The following is a 21833-nucleotide window of genomic DNA, read 5'->3' as shown; positions in this document are numbered from 1 at the left end:
AGACGAAACGGCGATGACGAAGTTTCGTTTGGCGATGTCGATACCTGCACAGTTGTATTGGGTACTCATCATAAACCTGCCTTGCATTCGGTTGTATTGTCTGGCAACTGTCCGGTTGTGTCGATGGGTTGCCCTGCCCTCCCTGTGCTACGCAACGGTTGTCTGCCTTGGGTGGGCGCGGGTGGCGGCCGGGCGGTTTGTTGCTATGATACGGTGATTCCAATATACAAGCGGTGGGCTTCAGCCCGCCAACTCCCACCATCTTCATCCTAAAATCCCGTCATTTCCGCGAAAGTGGGAATCCGATTTGTTCGGTTTCAGTTTTTTTGAGATTTTGGGTAACTTTTAAACCGTCCTTACCGCCTACGCGGGAATGACGAGATTTCAGGTTTCTGTTTTTGATTTTCTGTTTTTGCGGGAATAATGAGATTTAAAGATTAAACCCTGTTACTAATAGACAAAGTGGCAATTCATCTATAAAAAATATTGTTATAAGTAATGGACATTTAGATATTAAGGATTAACTATGAAAATGATATTAAAAAAATATATTCATTAGATATAGATGGACCTTTGAACACATATTCGCCTAATGAACCAAATAACTTTTTTCTATCTGTGAAATTATTAGTTGGAGATGATTATGGCAGTGGGGCGGCTGATTTATTCGATATGAATATTTGCACACCAAAATGGTTATTAGAGAACTGTTCAGGCAATTTATTTCCTAGAGGTTTTTTAATTATGGAAAGTTATAATTTTAATATTTTATTAGATTGCATAAATAAATTATTATCCGAAATTGAAGCCGATAATTGGGAGGTTCTAGCTGAAAAATTTAATAAATTTGCAATTTGGGAATTTGATAATTATATGATTAAAGAGCAAGATAATTAGTGTAGCCACAATATAGAGACAATACATTAAATGAGTTAGATAAAGGATTCAATGCCAGACAAAGTGCAGGAGGAAATTTATAGATTTCTGTTTTTGATTTTATAGATTTCTGTTTTTGATTTTCTGTTTTTGCGGGAATAACGAATTTCAAAGTTACGGTGTTATTAAAAGGTTGTGTTTTAGTAATCTGTTGATTTCAATTATTTACAAGGGAAAAAACAATTATTTTTTCGGTTAGGAAGAAACCTATCCTGTTGAATACATTGAAACCAAATACGCCTATCAACAATATATTAAAATACAGCCTATTAAAAAACAGAAATCTCTCCACCACCATTCCTACCTTCGCAAAATAGCGCAAAATGCCGTCTGAAACCCGTGTTCCCGGGTTTCAGACGGCATTGCGCCATGCGGATTATTTTTTCAGTTCGGACAGGATGTCATCCACGGTTTTCTTCGCGTCGCCGAAACACATCACGCTGTTTTCGTTGAAGAACAGCGGGTTTTGTACGCCTGCGTAGCCGGTGTTCATCGAGCGTTTGAAGACGACGACTTCTTTTGCCTTCCATACTTCCAAAACCGGCATACCCGCAATCGGGCTGTTCGGGTCGGTTTGGGCGGCGGGGTTGACGGTGTCGTTTGCGCCGATGACTAAAACCACATCGGTTTCGGGGAAGTCGTCGTTGATTTCGTCCATTTCCAAAACGATGTCGTAGGGGACTTTGGCTTCGGCGAGCAGTACGTTCATATGACCGGGCAGGCGGCCGGCGACGGGGTGGATGCCGAAGCGTACTTCGGTGCCGTTTTTACGCAAAAGCTCGGTGATTTCGGCAACGGGGTATTGCGCCTGTGCGACTGCCATACCGTAGCCCGGGGTGATGATGACGCTGTTTGCGCCTTTCAGCATTTCGGCAACATCGGCAGCTTTGACTTCTCGGTATTCGCCGACTTCTTGACTGGCAGAAGATGCCGCGCCGCTGTCGCTGCCGAAACCGCCGGCAATCACGGAAACAAACGACCGATTCATGGCTTTGCACATAATGTAGGATAGAATTGCGCCGCTTGAGCCGACCAGTGCGCCGGTGACGATGAGCAGGTCGTTGGAGAGCATGAAGCCTGCCGCTGCGGCCGCCCAGCCGGAGTAGGAGTTGAGCATAGATACGACCACGGGCATATCCGCGCCGCCGATGGAGGCGACCAAGTGCCAGCCGAATGCGAGGGCAATCAGGGTCATTATCAGTAGGATGAAGCCGCTGCCGCCAATGCCGACAAATACGAGCAGCAACACAAACGATACGCCAAGTGCCAGTGCGTTGAGCTTGTGTTTGGCGGGCAGTTGCAGCGGGCTGCTGCTGATTTTGCCGTTGAGCTTGCCGAATGCGACCAGCGAGCCGGTAAAGGTTACCGCGCCGATGAAAATGCCCAAATACACTTCGACCAAGTGGATGGTGTGCATATCGTGTGCAACGTTGCCCGGCTCGATATAGCTGTTGAAGCCGACCAAAACGGCTGCCAAGCCGACGAAGCTGTGCAAGAGCGCAATCAGTTCGGGCATTTCGGTCATTTCTACTTTTTTGGCTTTGTAGATGCCGATTGCCGCACCGATGAGCATGGCGATGATGATCCAGCCCAAGCCGTGGGTATTGTCGGAAAAGACCGTTACGAAGAGGGCGACCGCCATACCGGCGATGCCGGAATAACAGCCCTGTTTGGCGGTTTCCTGTTTGGACAGCCCCGCCAGTGAGAAGATGAATAAAATTGCGGCAACGATATACGCCGCTGTTACGAGTCCTGAAGACATAGAAATTCTCCGATTTTCGATAATTTGTTTCCGATGCCGTCTGAACTGTTCAGACGGCATCTGTTTCAAGCAGCCGCGACAAACAGCCCGACGGTGCAGACAAATCCGCCCGTCCACATCAGTGAGCGCAAGGTTGCTTTGTCTGCGATGTAGCACCAGATAAAGGCGAGGCGGAACAGGATGAACAGGCCGGCAAGCGTGTTGACGGCCGATTGCGCCGCATTGCCGGTTGCGTGTGCCGTCAAAACGGCGGCGGCAAACGGTGCAAAGGCTTCAAAACCGTTTTGCTGCGCGGCGTGGGCACGGGCGGCTGCGCCTTGCGTGTGCGCCAGAAAACCGCGAGGATTGTGGTTGTCTTTAAACCGGAATCCGCCCGCTTTTTTGGCATACGCCGCACAAAAAAGCGGCAATAGGCAGGCAATCAGAATGCACCAATAGGCGAAAGTCATGGCTTACCCTTTCTTAAACATATTCAACATCCGGCGCGTTACGAAGAAGCCGCCGAAGATGTTGATGCTGGCAATTAGGATGGCGATGAACGCAAGCAGGGTCACGAAACCGTTGCCTTGACTGATTTGCAGTAGCGCGCCGACGACGATGATGCCGGAAATGGCGTTGGTTACCGACATCAGCGGGGTATGCAGCGAGTGGCTGACGTTCCAAACGACGTAGTAGCCGATGACGCAGGCGAGGACGAACACGATAAAGTGGTTCAAAAATGCTGCGGGCGCGACCGCGCCGACCCACAGTACCAATACGGCGGCGATGACGGCGGGCGCAAGTTTTTTCCACAGGGGAACGGGTTTCGGCTCGGGCTTGGCGGCAGGCGCGGCTTTTTCAGACGACGTTTGCTGCGGCTGGGCGGAAACCTGAATCGGCGGAGGCGGGAAGGTGATTTCGCCGTCGCGGGTAACAGTCATATTTCGGATAATCACGTCTTCAAAATCCAGCGTGATTTCGCCGTCTTTGTTCGGGCTTAACAGCTTGGTCAGGTTGACCAAGTTGGTGGCGTAAAGCTGGGAAGACTGTCCGGCAAGGCGGTTTGCCATGTCGGTGTAGCCGATGATTTTCACGCCGTTGTCGGTTACGAACAATTCGCCCGGTTTGGTCAGTTCGCAGTTGCCGCCCGTCGCCGCCGCCAAATCGACGATGACGGAGCCGGATTTCATGCTTTCCACCATTTCTTTGGTAATCAGCTTGGGCGCAGGTTTGCCCGGAATGGCGGCGGTGGTGATGATGATGTCCACCTCTTTCGCCTGCTCGGCAAAGAGCTTCATCTCGGCGGCGATAAATTCGTCGCTCATCACTTTAGCGTAGCCGTCGCCGCTGCCGCCCGATTCTTGCGGGAAGTCGAGTTTCAGGAATTTACCGCCCATCGATTCAATTTGTTCCGCCACTTCCAAGCGGGTATCGAACGCGCGCACCACTGCGCCGAGCGAGTTTGCCGTACCGATTGCCGCCAAACCCGCCACACCTGCACCGATCACCAAAACCTGCGCGGGCGGCACTTTGCCGGCGGCAGTGATTTGACCGGTGAAGAAACGGCCGAAGGCGTTGGCGGCTTCAATCACGGCGCGGTAGCCGCTGATGTTTGCCATCGAGGACAAAGCGTCCAAAGCCTGCGCGCGGGAAATACGGGGCACCATGTCCATCGCCAGCGCATTCACTTTCTTGGCGCGCAAGGCTTCCACCAAAGCCTCGTTTTGGCGCGGCCACAGGAAGCTGACGATGGTCTGCCCTTCTTTGAGCAGCGGCAGCTCGCCTTCGGACGGCGCGTTGACCTTATAAATCAAAGGGCAGGCCCAAACCGTCGCTTTGTCGGCAACGGTCGCGCCTGCTGTTTGGTAAGCGGCATCGTCCAAACTCGCCGCCAAACCTGCGCCGCTTTCGACAACGGTTTCAAAGCCCAGTTTGCTCAACAGGGCAACGGTGGCAGGCGTACAGGCGACGCGGGTTTCGCCGGATAATGACTCGCGTGGGATACCGATTTTCATCTCTGAATCCTTTTTTAGGTTGTCTGTATATAAATGTTAATATATTCCATATAATCCCCTTATAGCGAATTTTCAGTGGACTGGCAATAGGCAAGCCGACAATTCGGCATTTCCTTCCTGTATTGCCTTACACATACTGCCGTCTGCGTTTGAAATCATTTCCGAAAATACGGCTTGGGTGCCGTAACATTTTTCACTGTTTCACTATATAATCCGCATTTTTTGAGCCACCGCCATGCCGCACGCCCTCGTCCTCCAATTCCCCTCCGCCGAAGCCCTGCCTTCCGCCCTCCTCTCCCGCCTGCCCGAACCTGATTACGCCGATGGAAAACGTATGCGTTTTATCGTTGAAGAAGGGTTTTCTTTAAACGGGGCAGACGCGGCGTTGCTGGACAGCCGTCAAATCGACCATGCCGTATTGCCCGATAGGGCGTTCGGCGAACTCAGGCTGATTGTCAGCGATATGGATTCGACGCTGATTACCATTGAATGCGTCGATGAAATTGCGGCGGGCGTCGGCTTGAAAGACCGCGTGGCGGAAATTACCGAACGCTCGATGCGCGGCGAATTGGATTTCGAGCAGTCTTTGCGCAGCCGCGTCGCCCTGTTGGCGGGATTGGACGAGCGGGTTTTGGCGGAGGTTTATGAAAACGTTTTGCGGCTCTCGCCCGGCGCGGAATTTTTGCTGGACGAATGTAAGGCGCACGGCGTGAAATTCATGCTGGTGTCGGGCGGATTCACGTTTTTCACCGAAAGGCTGCAACAACGCCTCGGCTTCGAATACCAACACGCCAATGTTTTGGAAATTGAAAACGGCAAGCTGACGGGTCGTCTGAAAGGCAGAATCATCGACGCGCAGGCAAAGGCGGATTTATTGCGCGAATACCGCGACCGCCTCGGATTGCAGCCGCATCAGGTGTTGGCGATGGGCGACGGTGCGAACGATATTCCGATGCTCAAAGAAGCGGGCATAGGCGTGGCTTACCGCGCCAAACCGAAAGCGCGGGCAGCCGCCGATGCCTGTATCAACTTCGGCGGTTTGGAGCGTGTACGCGGCCTGTTCGGATAGGCGGATAGGAAACGGATGCCGTCTGAAAGGTTTTCAGACGGCATTTGAACGGCAGGAACGACAGTGGGACGCAGAAAACTTTGGTTTGCCCTGGCAGCAGCGGGCGTTATCGGCGGTTTGGTCGGCATTGTACTGACGGAACTGATGCACTTCATACAACATACAGCATACGGTTATGGCGCGGACGGCGTGTACACTTCGTTCCGCGAAGGCGTGGCACAGGCTTCCGGTATGCGGCGCGTTGCCGTGCTGACGCTGTGCGGCGCGGTCGCAGGCGGCGGCTGGTGGCTGCTCAAACGTTTCGGCAAGCCGCAAATCGGAATCAAGGCGGCATTGAAACAGCCGTTGCAGGGGCTGCCGTTTCTGACGACGGTTTTTCATGTTCTGCTGCAAATCATAACGGTCGGACTCGGTTCGCCGCTCGGACGGGAAGTCGCCCCGCGCGAAATGACCGCCGCGTTTGCTTCGTCAGGCGGCAAACGCTTGGGTTTGGACAAAGGCGAAATGCGCCTCTTGATTGCGTGCGCTTCGGGTGCGGGCTTGGCGGCGGTGTATAACGTGCCGTTCGCCTCCACGCTGTTTATCCTCGAAGCCATGTTGGGCGTGTGGACGCAGCAAGCCGTCGCCGCTGCATTGCTGACTTCCGTCATCGCCACCGCCGTCGCACGCATCGGCTTAGGCGACGTGCAGCAATATCATCCGGCCAACCTTTCCATCAACACATCATTACTTTGGTTTTCCGCCGTCATCGGTCCGATACTGGGCGCAACCGCCGTTTTTTTCCAGCGTACCGCCCAAAAATTCCCCTTCATCAAGCGCGACAATATCAAAATCATTCCCTTGGCAGTCTGCATGTTTGCGCTCATCGGCGTGATTGCCGTTTGGTTTCCCGAAATTTTGGGCAACGGCAAAGCAGGCAACCAACTGACTTTTGGCGGTTTGACCGGCTGGCAATACAGCCTTGAGTTGACCGCCGTCAAATGGCTGGTCATCTTGATGGCACTTGCCGCCGGTGCATACGGCGGACTGATTACGCCGTCTATGATGCTCGGCAGCACCATTTCTTTTGCAGCCGCCGCCGCGTGGAACAGCGTCTTCCCCGAAATACCGTCTGAAAGCGCGGCAGTCGTCGGAGCGGCGGTGTTTCTCGGCGTATCGCTCAAAATGCCGCTGACCGCCATTGTGTTCGTATTGGAACTGACCTACGCGCCGCTGTCCCTGCTGCTGCCTTTGTGCATCGGCATGGCGGGGGCATTGGGAACATCGGGAAAAATGGGCTTCAAATGAATGCCGACAAATGCCGTCTGAAAGGTTTTCAGACGGCATTTGTTTGTAAATTGTCAACAATATCTGCAAAAACCTACTGCCAAAAAACTGAAAATAGCGGATAATACCGCCCCGAAAAAGTTCCCCCTTTCCCCATCCAACTGTCAGAAAAGGAAGCCCCAATGTCCGTCATCAAACGCGCCCTGATCAGCCTGTCCGACAAGGCAGGCGCGGTCGAATTTGCCCAAACCCTGACCAAGCTCGGTGTCGAAATCCTCTCCACCGGTGGCACGGCGAAGCTGCTTGCCGATGCAGGCGTTCCCGTGATTGAAGTTGCCGACTATACCGGTTTTCCCGAAATGCTCGATGGCCGCGTGAAAACCCTGCATCCGAAAATCCACGGCGGTATCCTCGGCCGTCGCGATTTGGACGAACACGTTGCCAAGATGGAAGAACACGGCATCGGCAACATCGACCTTGTGTGCGTCAACCTCTACCCCTTCGCCGCCACCATCGCCAAACCAAACTGCACGTTGGAAGACGCGATTGAAAACATCGACATCGGCGGCCCGACCATGGTGCGTTCCGCCGCGAAAAACTGGAAACACGTCGCCATCGTTACTGACACAGCCGATTTCCCGGCCATCGCCGCCGAACTCGAAGCCAACAACGGCGCATTGAGCGACAAAACCCGTTTCAACCTCTCACGCAAAGCATTCAGCCATACCGCCCAATACGACGGCATGATTTCCAACTACCTGACCTCGCTTTCAGACGATGTCTTGAGCGGCACGCCCGAAATCGGCGAATTTCCAAGCCAGTTCAATCAAAGCTGGATTAAAGTGCAAGATATGCGCTACGGCGAAAATCCGCACCAACGCGCCGCGTTCTACCGCGATATTGACCCCGCCGCAGGCAGCCTTTCCGCCTACAAACAACTGCAAGGCAAAGAATTGTCTTACAACAACATCGCCGATGCCGATGCCGCTTGGGAAGCCGTCAAATCCTTTGACGCGCCCGCCTGCGTGATCGTGAAACACGCCAATCCGTGCGGCGTCGCCATCGCCTCCAATACCTTGGATGCCTACAAACTCGCCTACGCTACCGACACCACCAGCGCGTTCGGCGGCATCATCGCCTTTAACCGCGAAGTGGACGGCGAAACCGTGAAACAAATTACCGACAACCAATTTATGGAAGTCTTGATGGCGCCGAAGTTCACCGCCGAAGCCCTCGAAATCGCCGCCGCCAAGAAAAACGTGCGCGTATTGGAAGTACCGCTTGAGGCAGGCGCAAACCGCTTCGAACTCAAACGCGTCGGCGGCGGACTATTGGTACAAACCCCCGACATCCACCGCCTTAACCGCGCCGATTTGAAAGTCGTTTCCAAACGCCAACCGACCGAGCAGGAATGGAATGATTTGCTGTTTGTGTGGAATGTGGCGAAATTTGTGAAATCGAACGCCATCGTGTTCGGCAAAGGCGGTCAAACCTACGGCATCGGCGCAGGCCAAATGAGCCGCGTGGACAGCACCCGCATCGCCGCCCGCAAAGCGCAAGATGCAGGTTTAGACTTAAACGGCGCGTGTGCCGCCTCCGATGCCTTCTTCCCATTCCGCGACGGCGTAGATGTCATTGCCGAGCAGGGCATCAAAGCCATCATCCATCCGGCAGGTTCGATGCGCGACCAAGAAGTCTTTGACGCAGCGGACGAACACGGCATTGCGATGGTCGTAACCGGCGTGCGCCACTTCCGCCATTAATGCAGATAAACAAGGCAATGCCGTCTGAAGGGCTTTCAGACGGCATTTTGTTTGATGTTCCGAACAGACAATCCGCCTGAAACAAAATGTGCGGCAGCATTTCGAACTTCCGTAAACGGCAAAACACCCGATACGTTCGGACGGTTTATGCTTCAGACGGCATCGGTTTCCCTACAAACCGAACACCGCCGTATCGCCGCAACCTCGGCGCACCAGTTCCGTGCCGTCGGTCATATCGACGACGGTGGTCGGCTCGGTTCCGCACCAGCCGCCATCAATCACCAAATCGACGGCGTGTTCCAAGCGGTCGCGGATTTCATAAGGGTCGGTCAGCGGTTCGCCATCTTCGGGCAACATCAGGGTGCAGCTTAAAAGCGGCTCGCCCAACTCCTCCAACAGGGCTTGTGCAATGGCATTATCGGGAATACGCAGCCCGATGGTTTTGCGTTTCGGGTGCAGCGTGCGCGCCGGCACATCCTTCGTCGCCTGTAAAATAAAAGTATAAGGCCCGGGTGTGGCGGCCTTAAGCTGACGAAACTGTACGTTGTCGATTTTGGCATATGTACCCAACTCGCTCAAATCGGCACAGACCAGTGTCAGATGGTGTTTCTGATCGATTTTGCGGATGGAGAGTATGCGTTCCATCGCCGCCTTATCGCCAAGTTTGCAACCCAAGGCGTAACACGAATCGGTCGGATAAACGACCACGCCGCCTTTATTGACAATTTCGACCGCCTGCTTGATGAGGCGTTCTTGGGGGTTGTCGGGATGAACGGCGAAAAACTGTGCCATGGTTTGTTTCCTTATCGTCATGTTTTCCGTATTGTACGCCCAAACGCCAAACAAAATGCCGTCTGAAAACCTTTCAGACGGCATTTTTGCGGACTCGTCCCCTTTTTTGGCTACAAGATGCCGGCAAGTTCGGCAGTATCGCAGGCAATCATCAGCTCTTCATTGGTTGGCACAACCAAAACAGCCGGGGAAGAACCTGTCGGGCTGATAATGCCCGAATTGCCGTAGCGTTTTTCCATATTGGCTTTGGTGTCGATGTGCAGACCCAAGAAATCAAGATAGGAAACGGTTTTGGCACGGATGTTACGCGAGTTTTCGCCAATACCGCCGGTAAACACGAGCGCGTCAACGCCGCCACAAGCCACAGCCATCGAAGCAATATATTTGGCAAGGCGGTAAGTCATTACTTCCAGAGCCAAACGTGCGCCTTCATGGCCTTCATCCGCAGCGATTTCCAAAGAACGGCAGTCGTTGGAGAGTTCGGAAATACCGAGCAAGCCTGATTTTTTGTTCAGCATTTCATCAACTTGTGCAATATCTAAACCGGCGTGAGAAGTCAGATAGCTGTATACGCCCGGGTCGATGTCGCCGCAACGTGTACCCATTACCAAACCTTCGATCGGCGTGAAGCCCATACTGGTGTCAACGGATTTGCCGTTTTTGATGGCGGTAATGGATGCACCGTTGCCTAAGTGGGCAATAATCATGCGGATGTCTTCCAACGGTTTGCCCAAAATCCGCGCGGCTTCAGGGGCAACGTAACGCATACTGGTACCGTGGAAACCGTAGCGGCGGAAAGCGTATTTTTTACGCAATTCGCGCGGAACGGCATAAGTGTAGGCACGTTCGGGCATAGTTTGGTGGAACGAAGTATCCATCACGCCGACATTGGGCAGACCGGGGAAATGTTCCTGCGCAGCGAGGATGCCGCTGATGTTGGCGGGGTTGTGCAGCGGGGCGAGCGGGATGCAGGCATTGAGTTCGTCCATTACGGCTTGGTCGATGAGGACGGACTCGTGATATTTTTCGCCGCCGTGGGCGATGCGGTGACCGATGGCTTTGATGCGGTCGTGCAGGCCGTGTTTTTCCAGTTCGTTCAACAGCATACCCACCGCACCGGCGTGGCAGTTGCGGCCGGTCAGGGGAACTTGGCGTTTGTTGCCGTCTTTGCTGAAGGTGATGACGGCTTCGGGCGTACCCAAACGTTCGCCGAGACAGCTGAGGACGACGCTGCCGCTTTTGCGGTCGATAACGGCGCCTTTGAGCGAGGAGCTGCCGCAATTCAGGACGAGGATGAGTTGGTCGGACATGATGTTTCTCCTTGTAGTTTGTGGTTGTTTTTTTGGTGTGGGGTCGTCTGAAAAAGGATGGGCGTTGGGCGGGGTGTGTTTCAGACGGCCTCTTTGGGCAAAGCTTATGCCGCATTTTCTATCGTCATTCCCATCCCCGCCTACGCGAGGACAGGCTGTGGCAGGAATCCAAAATGTAGAACCCACGAAACCTGTTTTCCCCTGCCAATCCTCCATATTGACAGGTCTGGATTCCCGCCTGCGCGGGAATGACGGTGATACGGGAAGCTGTCTTTTATCGAATTTTTCGTATTTTTCCTTGTAGTTTGCCGCCTTCCGCCACAGGGCAAGGGAAGGGAATGGTCAGTGATTTGATGTTTACTTTTGTTTTTCAGACGACCTTTTTATGGCTCGCGGGCAAAGCCCGCGCTACATCGGTTCAAAAACAATTATCGGGAACGCACACCCGCCCTTCCATAATCACGCGCGCGCTGCGGCTCATGAGGGCTTTTTTCACCGCCCAAATGCCGTCCGAACACTCTGCCGCCGCGCCGACGCGCAATGTGCCGGAAGGATGACCGAAGCGCACTTCGTTGCGCGTTCCGCCGCCTGCGGCGAGGTTGACCAACGTGCCGGGGACGGCGGCGGCGGCGGCGATGGCGACCGAGGCTGTGCCCATCATGGCATGGTGCAGTTTGCCCATGCTCAGGGCGCGTACCAGCAAATCGATGTCGGCGGCGTTCACGGTTTTGCCGCTGGAGGCGGTGTAATCGGCGGCGGGCGCGACGAAGGCGACTTTCGGCGTGTGCGCGCGGGCGGCGGCTTCGGATACGTCGTTAATCAAGCCCATTTTCAGCGCACCGTAAGCGCGGATTTTCTCAAATTTTTCCAGCGCGGCGGCATCGTTGTTGATGTCGTCCTGCAACTCTTTGCCCGTGTAGCCCAGGTCGGCGGCGTTCAGGAAAACAGTCGGGATACCCGCGTTGATGAGCGTGGCTTTCAAACGACCTATACCCGGAACGTCCAGCTCGTCCACCAAATTACCGGTCGGAAACATACTGCCTTCGCCGTCGGCTGGGTCGAGGAATTCGATTTGCACTTCGGCGGCGGGAAAGGTAACGCCGTCCAGATCGAAATCGCCCGTTTCCAACACTGCGCCGTTTTGCATCGGCACATGGGCAATAATGGTTTTGCCGATGTTTTTCTGCCAGATTTTGACCGTACAGATACCGTCTGAAGGGATTTTGCCTTTATCGACCAAGCCCTGCTCGATGGCGAATGCACCCACGGCGGCGGTGAGGTTGCCGCAGTTGCCGCTCCAATCGACGAAAGGCTTGTCGATGGAAACTTGTCCGAAAAGGTAATCGACATCGTGGTCGGCACGTTCGGACTTGTCCAAAATCACCGCCTTGCTGGTGGACGAACTGGCGTTGCCCAAACCGTCTATCTGCTTGCCGTAGGGGTCGGGGCTGCCGAGTACGCGCAACAGGATTTTGTCGCGCGCGCTGCCCGCTTCCCGCGCCGCCTTGGGCAGGTCGGAACGTTTGAAAAACACGCCTTTTGATGTACCGCCGCGGTAGTAAACGGCGGGAATTTTGATTTGCGGCATTTTTGGGTTCTCCTTATGTAGCGTGGGCTCTGCCCACGATTTTTACCGTGTCAATTTAGCCTTTATCTCGTGGGCAAAGCCCACGCTACACCCACTTCCAGAAGTACATTAGGCTACCACTCCGACCAAAGCCGTTTGATTCCGCAAAATGTCGGGGTTCACCCCAATCTACGGCTGCTGTGTTGTGATACGGCAGACTATTAAACCCCGTCATTCCCGCGCAGGCGGGAATCCAGACTTATCCGCACAGAAACTCATCGGATAAAAAGGTTTCCTCAATTCCACGTTCTGGATTCCCGCCTGCGCGGGAATGACGATTTACAGTAGATGCCTGCTATATCGGGAATTACGTGAATGAGCAAAATGTTGAACCCGACCCACGCTACTTCTGCTTTTCAGACGACCTCTACGCCGCGTTCCCTTCCAAAAAATCCTGTGCAAACCGTTGCAGCACGCCGCCGGCTTCGTACACCAGCACTTCTTCAGCGGTATCGAGGCGGCAGGTCACGGGGACTTCGACGGTTTCGCCGTTTTTGCGGTGGATGACGAGGGTCAGGTCGCCGCGCGGTTTGCGTTCGCCGACCACATCGTAGGTTTCCGTGCCGTCCAGTTGCAGGGTGTGGCGGTTGGTGCCGAGTTTGAATTGCAGCGGCAAGACGCCCATGCCGATGAGGTTGGTGCGGTGGATGCGCTCGAAACCTTCGGCTGCGATGGCTTCCACGCCCGCCAGCCGCACGCCTTTCGCCGCCCAGTCGCGGCTGGAGCCCTGTCCGTAGTCCGCGCCGGCGATGATGATGAGCGGCTGTTTGCGGTTCATATAGGTTTCGATGGCTTCCCACATGCGCATGGTTTCGCCTTCGGGTTCGACGCGGGCGAGCGAGCCTTGGCGCACGCTGCCGTCTTCGTTTTTCACCATCTCGTTAAACAATTTGGGATTGGCGAAGGTGGCGCGTTGGGCGGTGAGGTGGTCGCCGCGGTGGGTGGCGTAGGAATTGAAGTCTTCTTCCGGCAAACCCATTTTTGCCAGATATTCGCCCGCAGCACTCGCCGCCAGAATCGCGTTGGAAGGCGAAATGTGGTCGGTGGTGATGTTGTCGGGCAAAATCGCCAGCGGTCGCATACCTCTTAATGTGCGTTCCCCTGCCAATGCGCCTTCCCAGTAAGGTGGGCGGCGGATATAGGTGGACATCGGACGCCAATCGTACAGTGGGCTTGGGGCTTTTTGCGCTTTACCGGTGTCGAACATCGGTACATACACGTCGCGGAATTGCTGCGGTTTCACATATTCGGCAACGACGGCATCGATTTCTTCATCGGTCGGCCAGATGTCTTTCAGGCGGATTTCGCGGCCGTCTGCAACGCCGAGTACGTCGTTTTCAATATCGAAACGGATGCTGCCTGCCAGCGCGTAGGCAACGACCAACGGGGGCGAAGCGAGGAAAGCCTGTTTCGCATACGGATGGATACGGCCGTCGAAGTTGCGGTTGCCTGACAATACGGCGGTGGCGTACAAATCGCGGTCGATGATTTCTTTCTGGATTTTCGGGTCGAGCGCGCCGCTCATGCCGTTGCAGGTGGTGCAGGCGAAGGCGACGATACCGAAGCCGAGTTTTTCCATTTCAGGCAACAGGCCTGCTTCTTTCAAATAGATTTCCGCCACTTTCGAGCCGGGGGCGAACGAGGTTTTGACCCACGGTTTGCGTTTCAGCCCGAAGCGGTTGGCATTGCGCGCCAAAAGTGCAGCGGCGACGACGTTGCGCGGGTTGGAGGTGTTGGTGCAACTGGTAATCGCGGCGATAATGACCGCGCCGTCGGGCATTTGGCCGTCTGAAGGCTCTTCGTAAGGTTTAGCCAAGCCTTTGCCGGCCAAATCGGCGGTCGCGAAACGGGCATGCGGGTTACTTGGGCCTGCCATGTTGCGTGTTACGCTGCTCAAATCAAATTTCAAAACACGAGGATAAACGGCGGTTTTCAAGGCATCTGCCCACAAGCCTGCGGTTTTGGCATAGTTTTCCACCAATTTCACTTGCGCGTCGTCGCGGCCGGTCAGTTTCAAATAATCAATGGTTTGCTCATCAATAGCGAACATCGCGGCAGTCGCGCCGAACTCAGGGGTCATGTTGGAAATGGTGGCACGGTCGCCGATAGACAGGCTTCTTGCGCCTTCGCCGAAGAATTCGACAAATGCGCCAACCACGCGCTCTTTACGCAAGAATTCGGTCAGCGCCAACACGATGTCGGTGGCAGTAATGCCCGGCTGACGTTTGCCGGTCAGCTCCACGCCGACAATATCGGGTAGGCGCATCATGGACGCGCGTCCCAGCATTACGGTTTCCGCTTCCAATCCGCCCACGCCCACGGAAATCACGCCCAATGAATCGACGTGCGGCGTATGTGAGTCAGTACCGACGCAGGTATCGGGGAAAGCCACGCCGTTTTTGACTTGGACGACGGGCGACATTTTTTCCAGATTGATTTGGTGCATGATGCCGTTGCCCGCCGGAATCACGTCCACATTTTCAAATGCGGTTTTTGTCCAGTTGATAAAGTGGAAACGGTCTTCGTTACGTCTGTCTTCGATTTCGCGGTTTTTGCGGAAGGCATCAGGATCGTAACCGCCGCATTCAACGGCCAAAGAGTGGTCGACAATGAGCTGGGTTTGCACCACCGGATTCACTTTGGCAGGATCGCCGCCCTTCTCCGCAATCGCATCGCGCAGGCCCGCCAAATCCACCAACGCGGTCTGCCCCAGAATATCGTGGCACACCACCCGCGCCGGATACCAAGGAAAGTCGATTTCCTGTTTTCCCTCAATCAGCTGACCCAGCCAGCTTTGCAGCGTCGGCAAATCGACTTTGTCCGCGCGGTTGACCAAATTCTCCGCCAAAATGCGGCTCGTGTAAGGCAGCTTGTCGTAAGAGCCGGGCTTGATGTCCTCACACGCCGCACGCGCGTCGTAGTATTCCAAATCCGTACCGGGCAGCGGTTTGCGGTAACGTTGGTTGGCAGCCATGTCGGTTCTCCTAAATCTATTATTTTTTTGGTTTTGGGGTTTCAGACGACGTTTGTTGAAGAGGTCGTCTGAAATCTTGGGAAATAAAAATTATTCAATTCGCTTCAACAATGGTCGATACAGCCCATTGATAGACACAATACCGGCAATAATCAGAATGGCGCCGACAAAGAAGCGTCCTTCCGGTATTTCATTCAAAAACAACCAAGCCAGTACGGCAGCAAACAATGGCTCGGCCAATTCAGTTACCTGTACCTTCGCAGCACTCAAATAATCCAATGCTTTAGTTGTACAATAAAATCCTAAAATCGTCGGCAATAAAGACAATGCCAAGAGTGGCGGAATAAAAGACCATTGCCAATGTATATCCTCAATACCTTCCAATGAAGGGATAAACAAAAAAATACTTCCAAAAAACATCAATATCCGTGTCAAATAAATACCGCCGTTTAGGCCGAATTTCTTAATCAAAACGGAAAAACAACCGTAGCCCGAGCCCGCCAGTGCGGCATTCAGAATCAACCCTAAACTTCCTTCTCCAGTCCAAGAAATCATTGCGATCCCCAATACTGCCAAACCCACACCGACGACTGAAGAAATGCAAATACGTTCATCTAACAGTATGCTGTCCAATATCAAGGCAGATACGGCAGCCGATGCCATTAATACAACTACTACATTCGCAGCATTGCCATATTGATAAGCTGTGGTTTCAAAGAAAAACAACGTATAAATTCCGAAAAAAGCACAAATTGCTACTTTTAACAGCAACGGCAAAATTGCCTCTTTCTTTCTTGAAATATCCGCAATCTGTCTGGTAAAACCGGTACGGCAAAGCAAAATGCTGATAAACACGAAACCTGTCAAAGTTTTCAAAAATGCAATATGCTGAACAGACAAGCCCTGCTCCATCAATATCTTGCTGAATATGCCGATGGTTGCATTCAGAAGGGCCGCAGAAACTGCCAAGAATATTCCCATCAGTAAATCACGCAGCTTCATATTTACTCCATAATACTTTCCACATAGGTGCATTATTGTTTTTCGAAAAGAAAATCCCTCCAAAATCTTTATTTACCTCTTGATAATCAAAATCTTTCATTAATATCTTATGTGCTTTTTCCAAATTCCAAAATGGAATGGCTGGAAATAAATGATGTATTAGATGATAATTTTCTCCATGTATCCCCGTGAAAAAATGCTCTATTGCATGACTAAACCTATTTCTTGACGCTTCTAAATTATTTTTGGCAGTTTGTATCATTGGATAATGCTCGGACAACTCAATAAACCAAGTTATCATCTGGAATGCAGTTAAATATGGTAATAACCAATAAATTACATAAAATTTATACCCTACAAAATATGTACCGATAACAAATAGAATTAATTGAGAAAGAAGTAGCTTAAACAACTCTGTTCTTGTAATATCCGAAAATAATCTATTTTTAATTAAATATTTAAAATTCCTAAATAATTTCAAACATAAAATTTGAGAGACACAAAATCTCCAGAAAAATTCAATTCTTGAATATGTCTGAAAAATACCTGAGTCTTTATAATACTTATAATCAGGATCCGAATCAGTCCCTAACTTTGGATGATGATTCTTCACATGAGAAACACAATAACTATTCCAACTTTGAAAAATTAAATATCCAGAAAAATATGTACCTAAAATTTGTCCAAACTTCTTATTTTTAGTTAAGGCAGAATGAGAGGCTTCATGTAAAATTGTTGCCAACGCCCTTTGCCTGCTTCCTATTAATAAAATCGTTAAAGGGAGAAACCAATATGACTGCTCAGATAAAAATATAGAAAAAATTATTATTAAATAATCATATAATATAGCAAGTACAGCATGCCAATTATCGTATCTATATAATTCTTTAATTTTTAAAAGAATTTCTTTATCAAATTTCTTATGGTACATATCCCACAATTCTCCGTATTAGTTATAATATCGGCTTCATCTCCATTATGCTGACGAACATTCTTTCATAGCATATTTTGGCAGAACCGTGAAAAAAGTTGCCGCGCTGCCTCCGCCATTCCCGCCGCGACCTGTCCTCGCTTAGGCGGGGGTGGGAATGACGGCAGACGTTGCGGCTGGTTTTTCAGACAACCTTCTCTCTCGCATCTTTCAACAGGCCGTCTGAAAAGCGGAACCGTAGGCGGGTTTCAGTTTTCCGCAGGCAAAGCCCGCGCTACACGTCGTCTGAAATCCGATTGGTGGTCTCCTACGGTTGTGTTCCGTCTCAGCGTTCTTCAATCTCCACAAACGCCAAATCTTCAGGGCCTGTGTAGTTCGCGCTCGGACGGATGATTTTGCCGTCTTTGCGTTGCTCGAGAACGTGTGCGCTCCAACCGGTTGTACGGGAAATCACGAACAGCGGTGTGAACATAGCGGTCGGTACGCCCAATTTTTGGTAGGAAACGGCAGAGAACCAGTCCAGATTCGGGAACATTTTTTTCTCTTCCCACATCACGCTTTCCAAACGTTCGGCAATGTCAAAGAGGCGCATATCGCCGGTTTCTTTGCTCAAACCGCGTGCCACTTCTTTAATGACAACGTTGCGAGGGTCGGAAATGGTGTACACCGGATGACCGAAACCGATCACGATTTCTTTGCGGCCGATGCGTTCGCGGATGTCTGCTTCGGCTTCGTCGGCATTGCGGTAGCGTTTTTGAATATCGTAAGCCACTTCGTTCGCACCGCCGTGTTTCGGACCTTTCAACGCGCCGATTGCACCGGTAATGCTGGAGTACATATCAGAGCCTGTACCGGCAATCACGCGGGCGGTAAAGGTAGAAGCGTTGAACTCGTGTTCCGCATACAGAATCAGTGAAACGTGCATGGCTTTGATGTGTGATTCGCTTGGGCGTTTGCCGTGCAACAGGTGCAGGAAATGACCGCCGATAGTCTCTTCTTCGCTTTCAACTTCAATGCGTTTGCCGTTGTGCGAATATTGATACCAGTACAAGAGGATGCTGCCGAGGCTGGCGATCAGTTTGTCGGCGATGTCGCGCGCTTCACTTTCCGGATGGCCTTCACGTTCAGGATGAACGCAGCCCAGCATGGATACGCCGGTACGCATCACATCCATCGGATGGGTATGTGCAGGCAGGCTTTCCAAAACTTTAATCACACGGATAGGCAGGCCGCGCATGGATTTGAGCTTGGTTTTATAAGCGGCCAGCTCGAATTTGTTGGGCAGATGACCGTGAATCAGCAGGTGGGCGACTTCTTCAAACTCGCATTTTTGTGCCAAATCCAAGATGTCGTAACCGCGATAGCTCAAATCGTTGCCGGTACGGCCAACGGTACACAATTCGGTATTACCGGCCGCAACGCCAGAAAGCGCAACGGATTTTTTAGGTTTGAAAGTCGGGGTTTGAGTAGTTTCAGTCATGGTATTTCTCCTTTGTATTTTTGTGGGTTTTATTTTTCAGACGGCCGATGCGGATTTGTTGAAAGGCCGTCTGAAAGCGGTTACTTATTTTTGAAACAATTTATCCAGTTTTTGCTCGAAGGCATGATAGTTCAGATGCTCGTACAGCTCGGCACGGGTTTGCATAGTGTCAACCACTGCGGCCTGAGTGCCATCGCGCATAATCGCTTCATAAACATTCAAAGCGGCTTTACTTGCTGCGCGGAACGATGACAGCGGATACAGCACCAGCGACACACCGTTTTCAGCCAGCTCGCTTTGGGTATAAAGCGGAGTGGAACCAAACTCGGTAATGTTGGCCAATACAGGAACTTTCACTGCATCTGCAAATTGGCGGTACATTTTCAAATCGGTCATGGCTTCAGGGAAAATCATGTCTGCACCGGCTTCGACACAAGCCTGAGCGCGTTCGATAGCGGCATCCAAACCTTCTACCGCCAGCGCATCGGTACGCGCCATAATCACAAAGTTCTCATCAACGCGGGCATCTACGGCAGCTTTGATACGGTCGACCATTTCATCTTTAGAAACGATGGCTTTGTTCGGACGGTGGCCGCAGCGTTTTTGCGCTACCTGATCTTCGATGTGAACCGCTGCCACACCGGCGCGTTCAAAGTTGCGAATGGTACGGGCAATATTGAATGCACCGCCCCAACCCACATCGATGTCCACCAGCAAAGGCGTATCCACGTTATCCGTAATGCGCCGCGCGTCGATCAGCACATCTTCCATTGTGGTAATGCCCAAATCAGGGATACCGCAAGAGCAGGCTGCCACGCCGCCGCCAGACAGATAGATGGCTTTGAAACCGCTTTGAGTAGCCAATCGTGCAAAGTAAGTATTGACGCAACCGACGACGGCAAGAGGATTCGATTCTTTCACTGCTTGGCGGAAACGTGCTCCGGCAGAGTGTTGACTCATCATATTTCTCCTTTATAGACTTTTTTTCAGTATGGACAGGCTTCCATCACATTCGGACGGCAAAACACAGCCATCCGACGCGTCGGGCATCCCAATCCAATCATGAAAAATATATGGGAACAATTATCTTATTGATATTTCGAACGAATTAAAGAAAAACAGCAGACCGTTCGGAATTATGCGGCAAAACCGCAGACAAGAAGAAAACAAGGGGATTATTCAGAAAAAGGGAAAACATCTGAATTGGTTTCATAGTAATGTTCCTTTGTAGTATTATGTAGTTTTATTTTTCGGTAATCTAAAACATAAGACTGGAAATGTCAAACATTTTTAAGGAGACTCATTACATAATTTTAATATTTTATTTTAACACTATGATTTAAATGAATTAATTTTAACTTATTTGTTTCCGATAAAATTATCAGGAAATCAAGAAAATTTTCAATAATCAAAATCCTGAAAACTTATAAAATATTTTATACATAAAAACAATATATTATTTTCAAGTAATCTGATGTAGTTTATTATATATTTGATTTTTATATAATTTAATAAAAATTAAATATACCAGCAAACAAAATGCCGTCTGAAAACCTTTCAGACGGCATTTTTAATATCGAATCAATCAGCCCAAATACCAGAATTTCAATGCCCACAATACGGCAACAACCCATACCATAGGCGGTACGTCTTTGGTGCGGCGGCACAAAAGTTTGACCACGGCATAGCTGATGAAGCCGAAGGCGATGCCGTCTGCAATCGAATAGGTAAACGGCATGAAGACAATGGTCAGGAATGCGGGCGCGGCTTCAGTCATATCGTCCCAATCAATGTCCCTCGCGCTGCGGAGCATCTGCGTGCCGACGTAAAGCAGGGCGGGCGCGGTAGCAAAAGCGGGAACACTTTTCGCCAATGGTGAGAACATCAGACACGCCAGCATCAATACGCCGACGGTAACCGCCGTCAGACCGGTCCGTCCGCCTGCCGATACGCCCGCCGCGCTTTCCACATAAGGCGTGGTTGAAGAAGTACCCAAAGCCGCACCCGCCACAATGGCGGTAGAGTCTGCAAGCAGTGCGCGTTTCAGGCGGGGCAGCTTACCGTCCACCAGTAGTCCGGCACGGTGGGATATGCCGACCAGCGTTCCGGTACTGTCAAACAGATCGACCAAGAAGAAGACGAAAATCACACTGACCATGCTGACGGTAAACAGGCCTTTAAAATCCATCTGCATAAAGGTCGGCGCAATGCCCGGCACTTCGCCGACCACGCCGTGAAACTCGTTCAAACCCATCAGGCTGGCAATGACGGTAATCGTCAGAATGGTGATGATGATTGCGCCTTGAACGCGGAAATGCCCCAATACGACCACCATAGCAAAACCGAACAACGCCAACAGTGCGCTGGGCTGATGAATATCGCCCAAACCGACCAAGGTTGCCGGATTGGCAACGATAATGCCTGCGCCTTTCAGAGAAATCAATGCCAAGAACAGACCTATACCGGCAGCAATCGACATTTTCAAACCCATAGGCAGTGCGTTGACCAGCATTTCCCTGACTTTAAAAAAGCTGAACAGGATGAAAATCAGACCGGAGATGAACACCGCACCCAAAGCCACCTGCCAAGGCACACCCATGCCTTTAACCACAGCGAAAGTGAAATAGGCATTCAGCCCCATCCCCGGTGCGAGTGCAATCGGATAGTTGCCGACAAAACCCATAACAAAACAGCCGATGGCAGACGCGATACAGGTGGCGACGAATACCGCCCCCATATCCATGCCGGTCTCGCCCAAAATCAACGGGTTGACGATAACGATGTAACACATCGTCAAAAATGTCGTCAAACCCGCCATCAATTCGGTACGGACCGTTGTACCGTTTGCCCGAAGATTGAAAATCCTGTCCAACAGTGTTTGTTTTGAAGTGTCCATATCTGAAAGTCTGTCTCAAGTGGAAAAATCT

General features: G+C 51.6%; 16 protein-coding genes. 4 read left to right on the top strand and 12 right to left on the bottom strand.

Annotation, left to right across the window (positions count from 1 at the left end):
* Window positions 1-510: 510 nt before the first annotated feature.
* A complete protein-coding gene (locus tag DBY86_RS10545; protein ID WP_107819933.1) occupies window positions 511-897 on the top strand; it encodes an Imm8 family immunity protein in 387 nt (128 codons plus the stop codon).
* A gap of 415 nt (window positions 898-1312) precedes the next feature.
* On the opposite strand, the gene pntB is transcribed toward DBY86_RS10545, so the two are convergent.
* From pntB to DBY86_RS10525, 3 genes are all read right to left on the bottom strand, one after another.
* Window positions 1313-2698, bottom strand: a complete 1386-nt coding sequence (gene pntB, locus DBY86_RS10535) for a Re/Si-specific NAD(P)(+) transhydrogenase subunit beta (protein WP_107819932.1) — start codon at window positions 2696-2698, stop codon at window positions 1313-1315.
* Window positions 2699-2763: 65 nt separating this feature from the next.
* Entirely contained in the window at window positions 2764-3147 is a 384-nt protein-coding gene (locus DBY86_RS10530; protein WP_107819931.1) for an MAPEG family protein, read from the bottom strand.
* Window positions 3148-3150: 3 nt separating this feature from the next.
* Window positions 3151-4692: a Re/Si-specific NAD(P)(+) transhydrogenase subunit alpha gene (locus DBY86_RS10525; protein ID WP_107819930.1), complete on the bottom strand. Its 1542-nt coding sequence runs from the start codon at window positions 4690-4692 to the stop codon at window positions 3151-3153.
* 235 nt (window positions 4693-4927) lie between these two features.
* On the opposite strand from DBY86_RS10525, the gene serB reads away from it, so the two are divergent.
* The 3 genes from serB to purH all read left to right on the top strand — a co-directional run bounded on the left by serB (window position 4928) and on the right by purH (window position 8790).
* Window positions 4928-5761, top strand: coding sequence for a phosphoserine phosphatase SerB (serB, locus tag DBY86_RS10520; protein ID WP_107819929.1), 834 nt, complete (start codon window positions 4928-4930; stop codon window positions 5759-5761).
* A 63-nt stretch (window positions 5762-5824) separates the two neighbouring features.
* Window positions 5825-7048: a chloride channel protein gene (locus tag DBY86_RS10515; RefSeq protein ID WP_199901094.1), complete on the top strand. Its 1224-nt coding sequence runs from the start codon at window positions 5825-5827 to the stop codon at window positions 7046-7048.
* 161 nt (window positions 7049-7209) lie between these two features.
* Window positions 7210-8790, top strand: coding sequence for a bifunctional phosphoribosylaminoimidazolecarboxamide formyltransferase/IMP cyclohydrolase (gene purH, locus DBY86_RS10510; RefSeq protein ID WP_107819928.1), 1581 nt, complete (start codon window positions 7210-7212; stop codon window positions 8788-8790).
* Window positions 8791-8961: 171 nt separating this feature from the next.
* Here the strand turns inward: purH and DBY86_RS10505 are convergent, their stop codons facing one another.
* The 9 genes from DBY86_RS10505 to DBY86_RS10455 all read right to left on the bottom strand — a co-directional run bounded on the left by DBY86_RS10505 (window position 8962) and on the right by DBY86_RS10455 (window position 21802).
* Window positions 8962-9582, bottom strand: a complete 621-nt coding sequence (locus DBY86_RS10505) for an L-threonylcarbamoyladenylate synthase (RefSeq protein WP_107819937.1) — start codon at window positions 9580-9582, stop codon at window positions 8962-8964.
* A gap of 110 nt (window positions 9583-9692) precedes the next feature.
* Window positions 9693-10892, bottom strand: coding sequence for an acetate kinase (locus tag DBY86_RS10500; RefSeq protein WP_107819927.1), 1200 nt, complete (start codon window positions 10890-10892; stop codon window positions 9693-9695).
* A 418-nt stretch (window positions 10893-11310) separates the two neighbouring features.
* The gene (prpF, locus tag DBY86_RS10490) at window positions 11311-12480 is read right to left on the bottom strand and encodes a 2-methylaconitate cis-trans isomerase PrpF (protein ID WP_107819925.1); all 1170 of its coding nucleotides are present in this window, start codon (window positions 12478-12480) and stop codon (window positions 11311-11313) included.
* A gap of 406 nt (window positions 12481-12886) precedes the next feature.
* Window positions 12887-15493, bottom strand: coding sequence for a Fe/S-dependent 2-methylisocitrate dehydratase AcnD (gene acnD / locus DBY86_RS10485; RefSeq protein ID WP_107819924.1), 2607 nt, complete (start codon window positions 15491-15493; stop codon window positions 12887-12889).
* 90 nt (window positions 15494-15583) lie between these two features.
* On the bottom strand, window positions 15584-16495 hold the full coding sequence (locus tag DBY86_RS10480; RefSeq protein ID WP_002212508.1) for a DMT family transporter: 912 nt from the start codon (window positions 16493-16495) through the stop codon (window positions 15584-15586).
* Window positions 16482-17426: a guanitoxin biosynthesis L-arginine gamma (S) hydroxylase gene (gene gntB / locus DBY86_RS10475; protein ID WP_002237694.1), complete on the bottom strand. Its 945-nt coding sequence runs from the start codon at window positions 17424-17426 to the stop codon at window positions 16482-16484. Before gntB ends, DBY86_RS10480 begins: the two co-directional genes overlap by 14 nt.
* Before the next feature lie 325 nt (window positions 17427-17751).
* On the bottom strand, window positions 17752-18906 hold the full coding sequence (gene prpC, locus DBY86_RS10470; RefSeq protein WP_107819923.1) for a bifunctional 2-methylcitrate synthase/citrate synthase: 1155 nt from the start codon (window positions 18904-18906) through the stop codon (window positions 17752-17754).
* An 84-nt stretch (window positions 18907-18990) separates the two neighbouring features.
* Entirely contained in the window at window positions 18991-19866 is an 876-nt protein-coding gene (gene prpB, locus DBY86_RS10465; protein ID WP_199901095.1) for a methylisocitrate lyase, read from the bottom strand.
* A 625-nt stretch (window positions 19867-20491) separates the two neighbouring features.
* Window positions 20492-21802, bottom strand: coding sequence for an NCS2 family permease (locus tag DBY86_RS10455; RefSeq protein ID WP_107819920.1), 1311 nt, complete (start codon window positions 21800-21802; stop codon window positions 20492-20494).
* Window positions 21803-21833: the final 31 nt, after the last annotated feature.

This window comes from Neisseria bergeri (assembly GCA_003044455.1).
GTDB classification, from domain to species: domain Bacteria; phylum Pseudomonadota; class Gammaproteobacteria; order Burkholderiales; family Neisseriaceae; genus Neisseria; species Neisseria bergeri.
The sequence above is the reverse complement of the archived record's forward strand: the minus strand, read 5'-3'. Positions and strand labels throughout refer to the sequence as shown.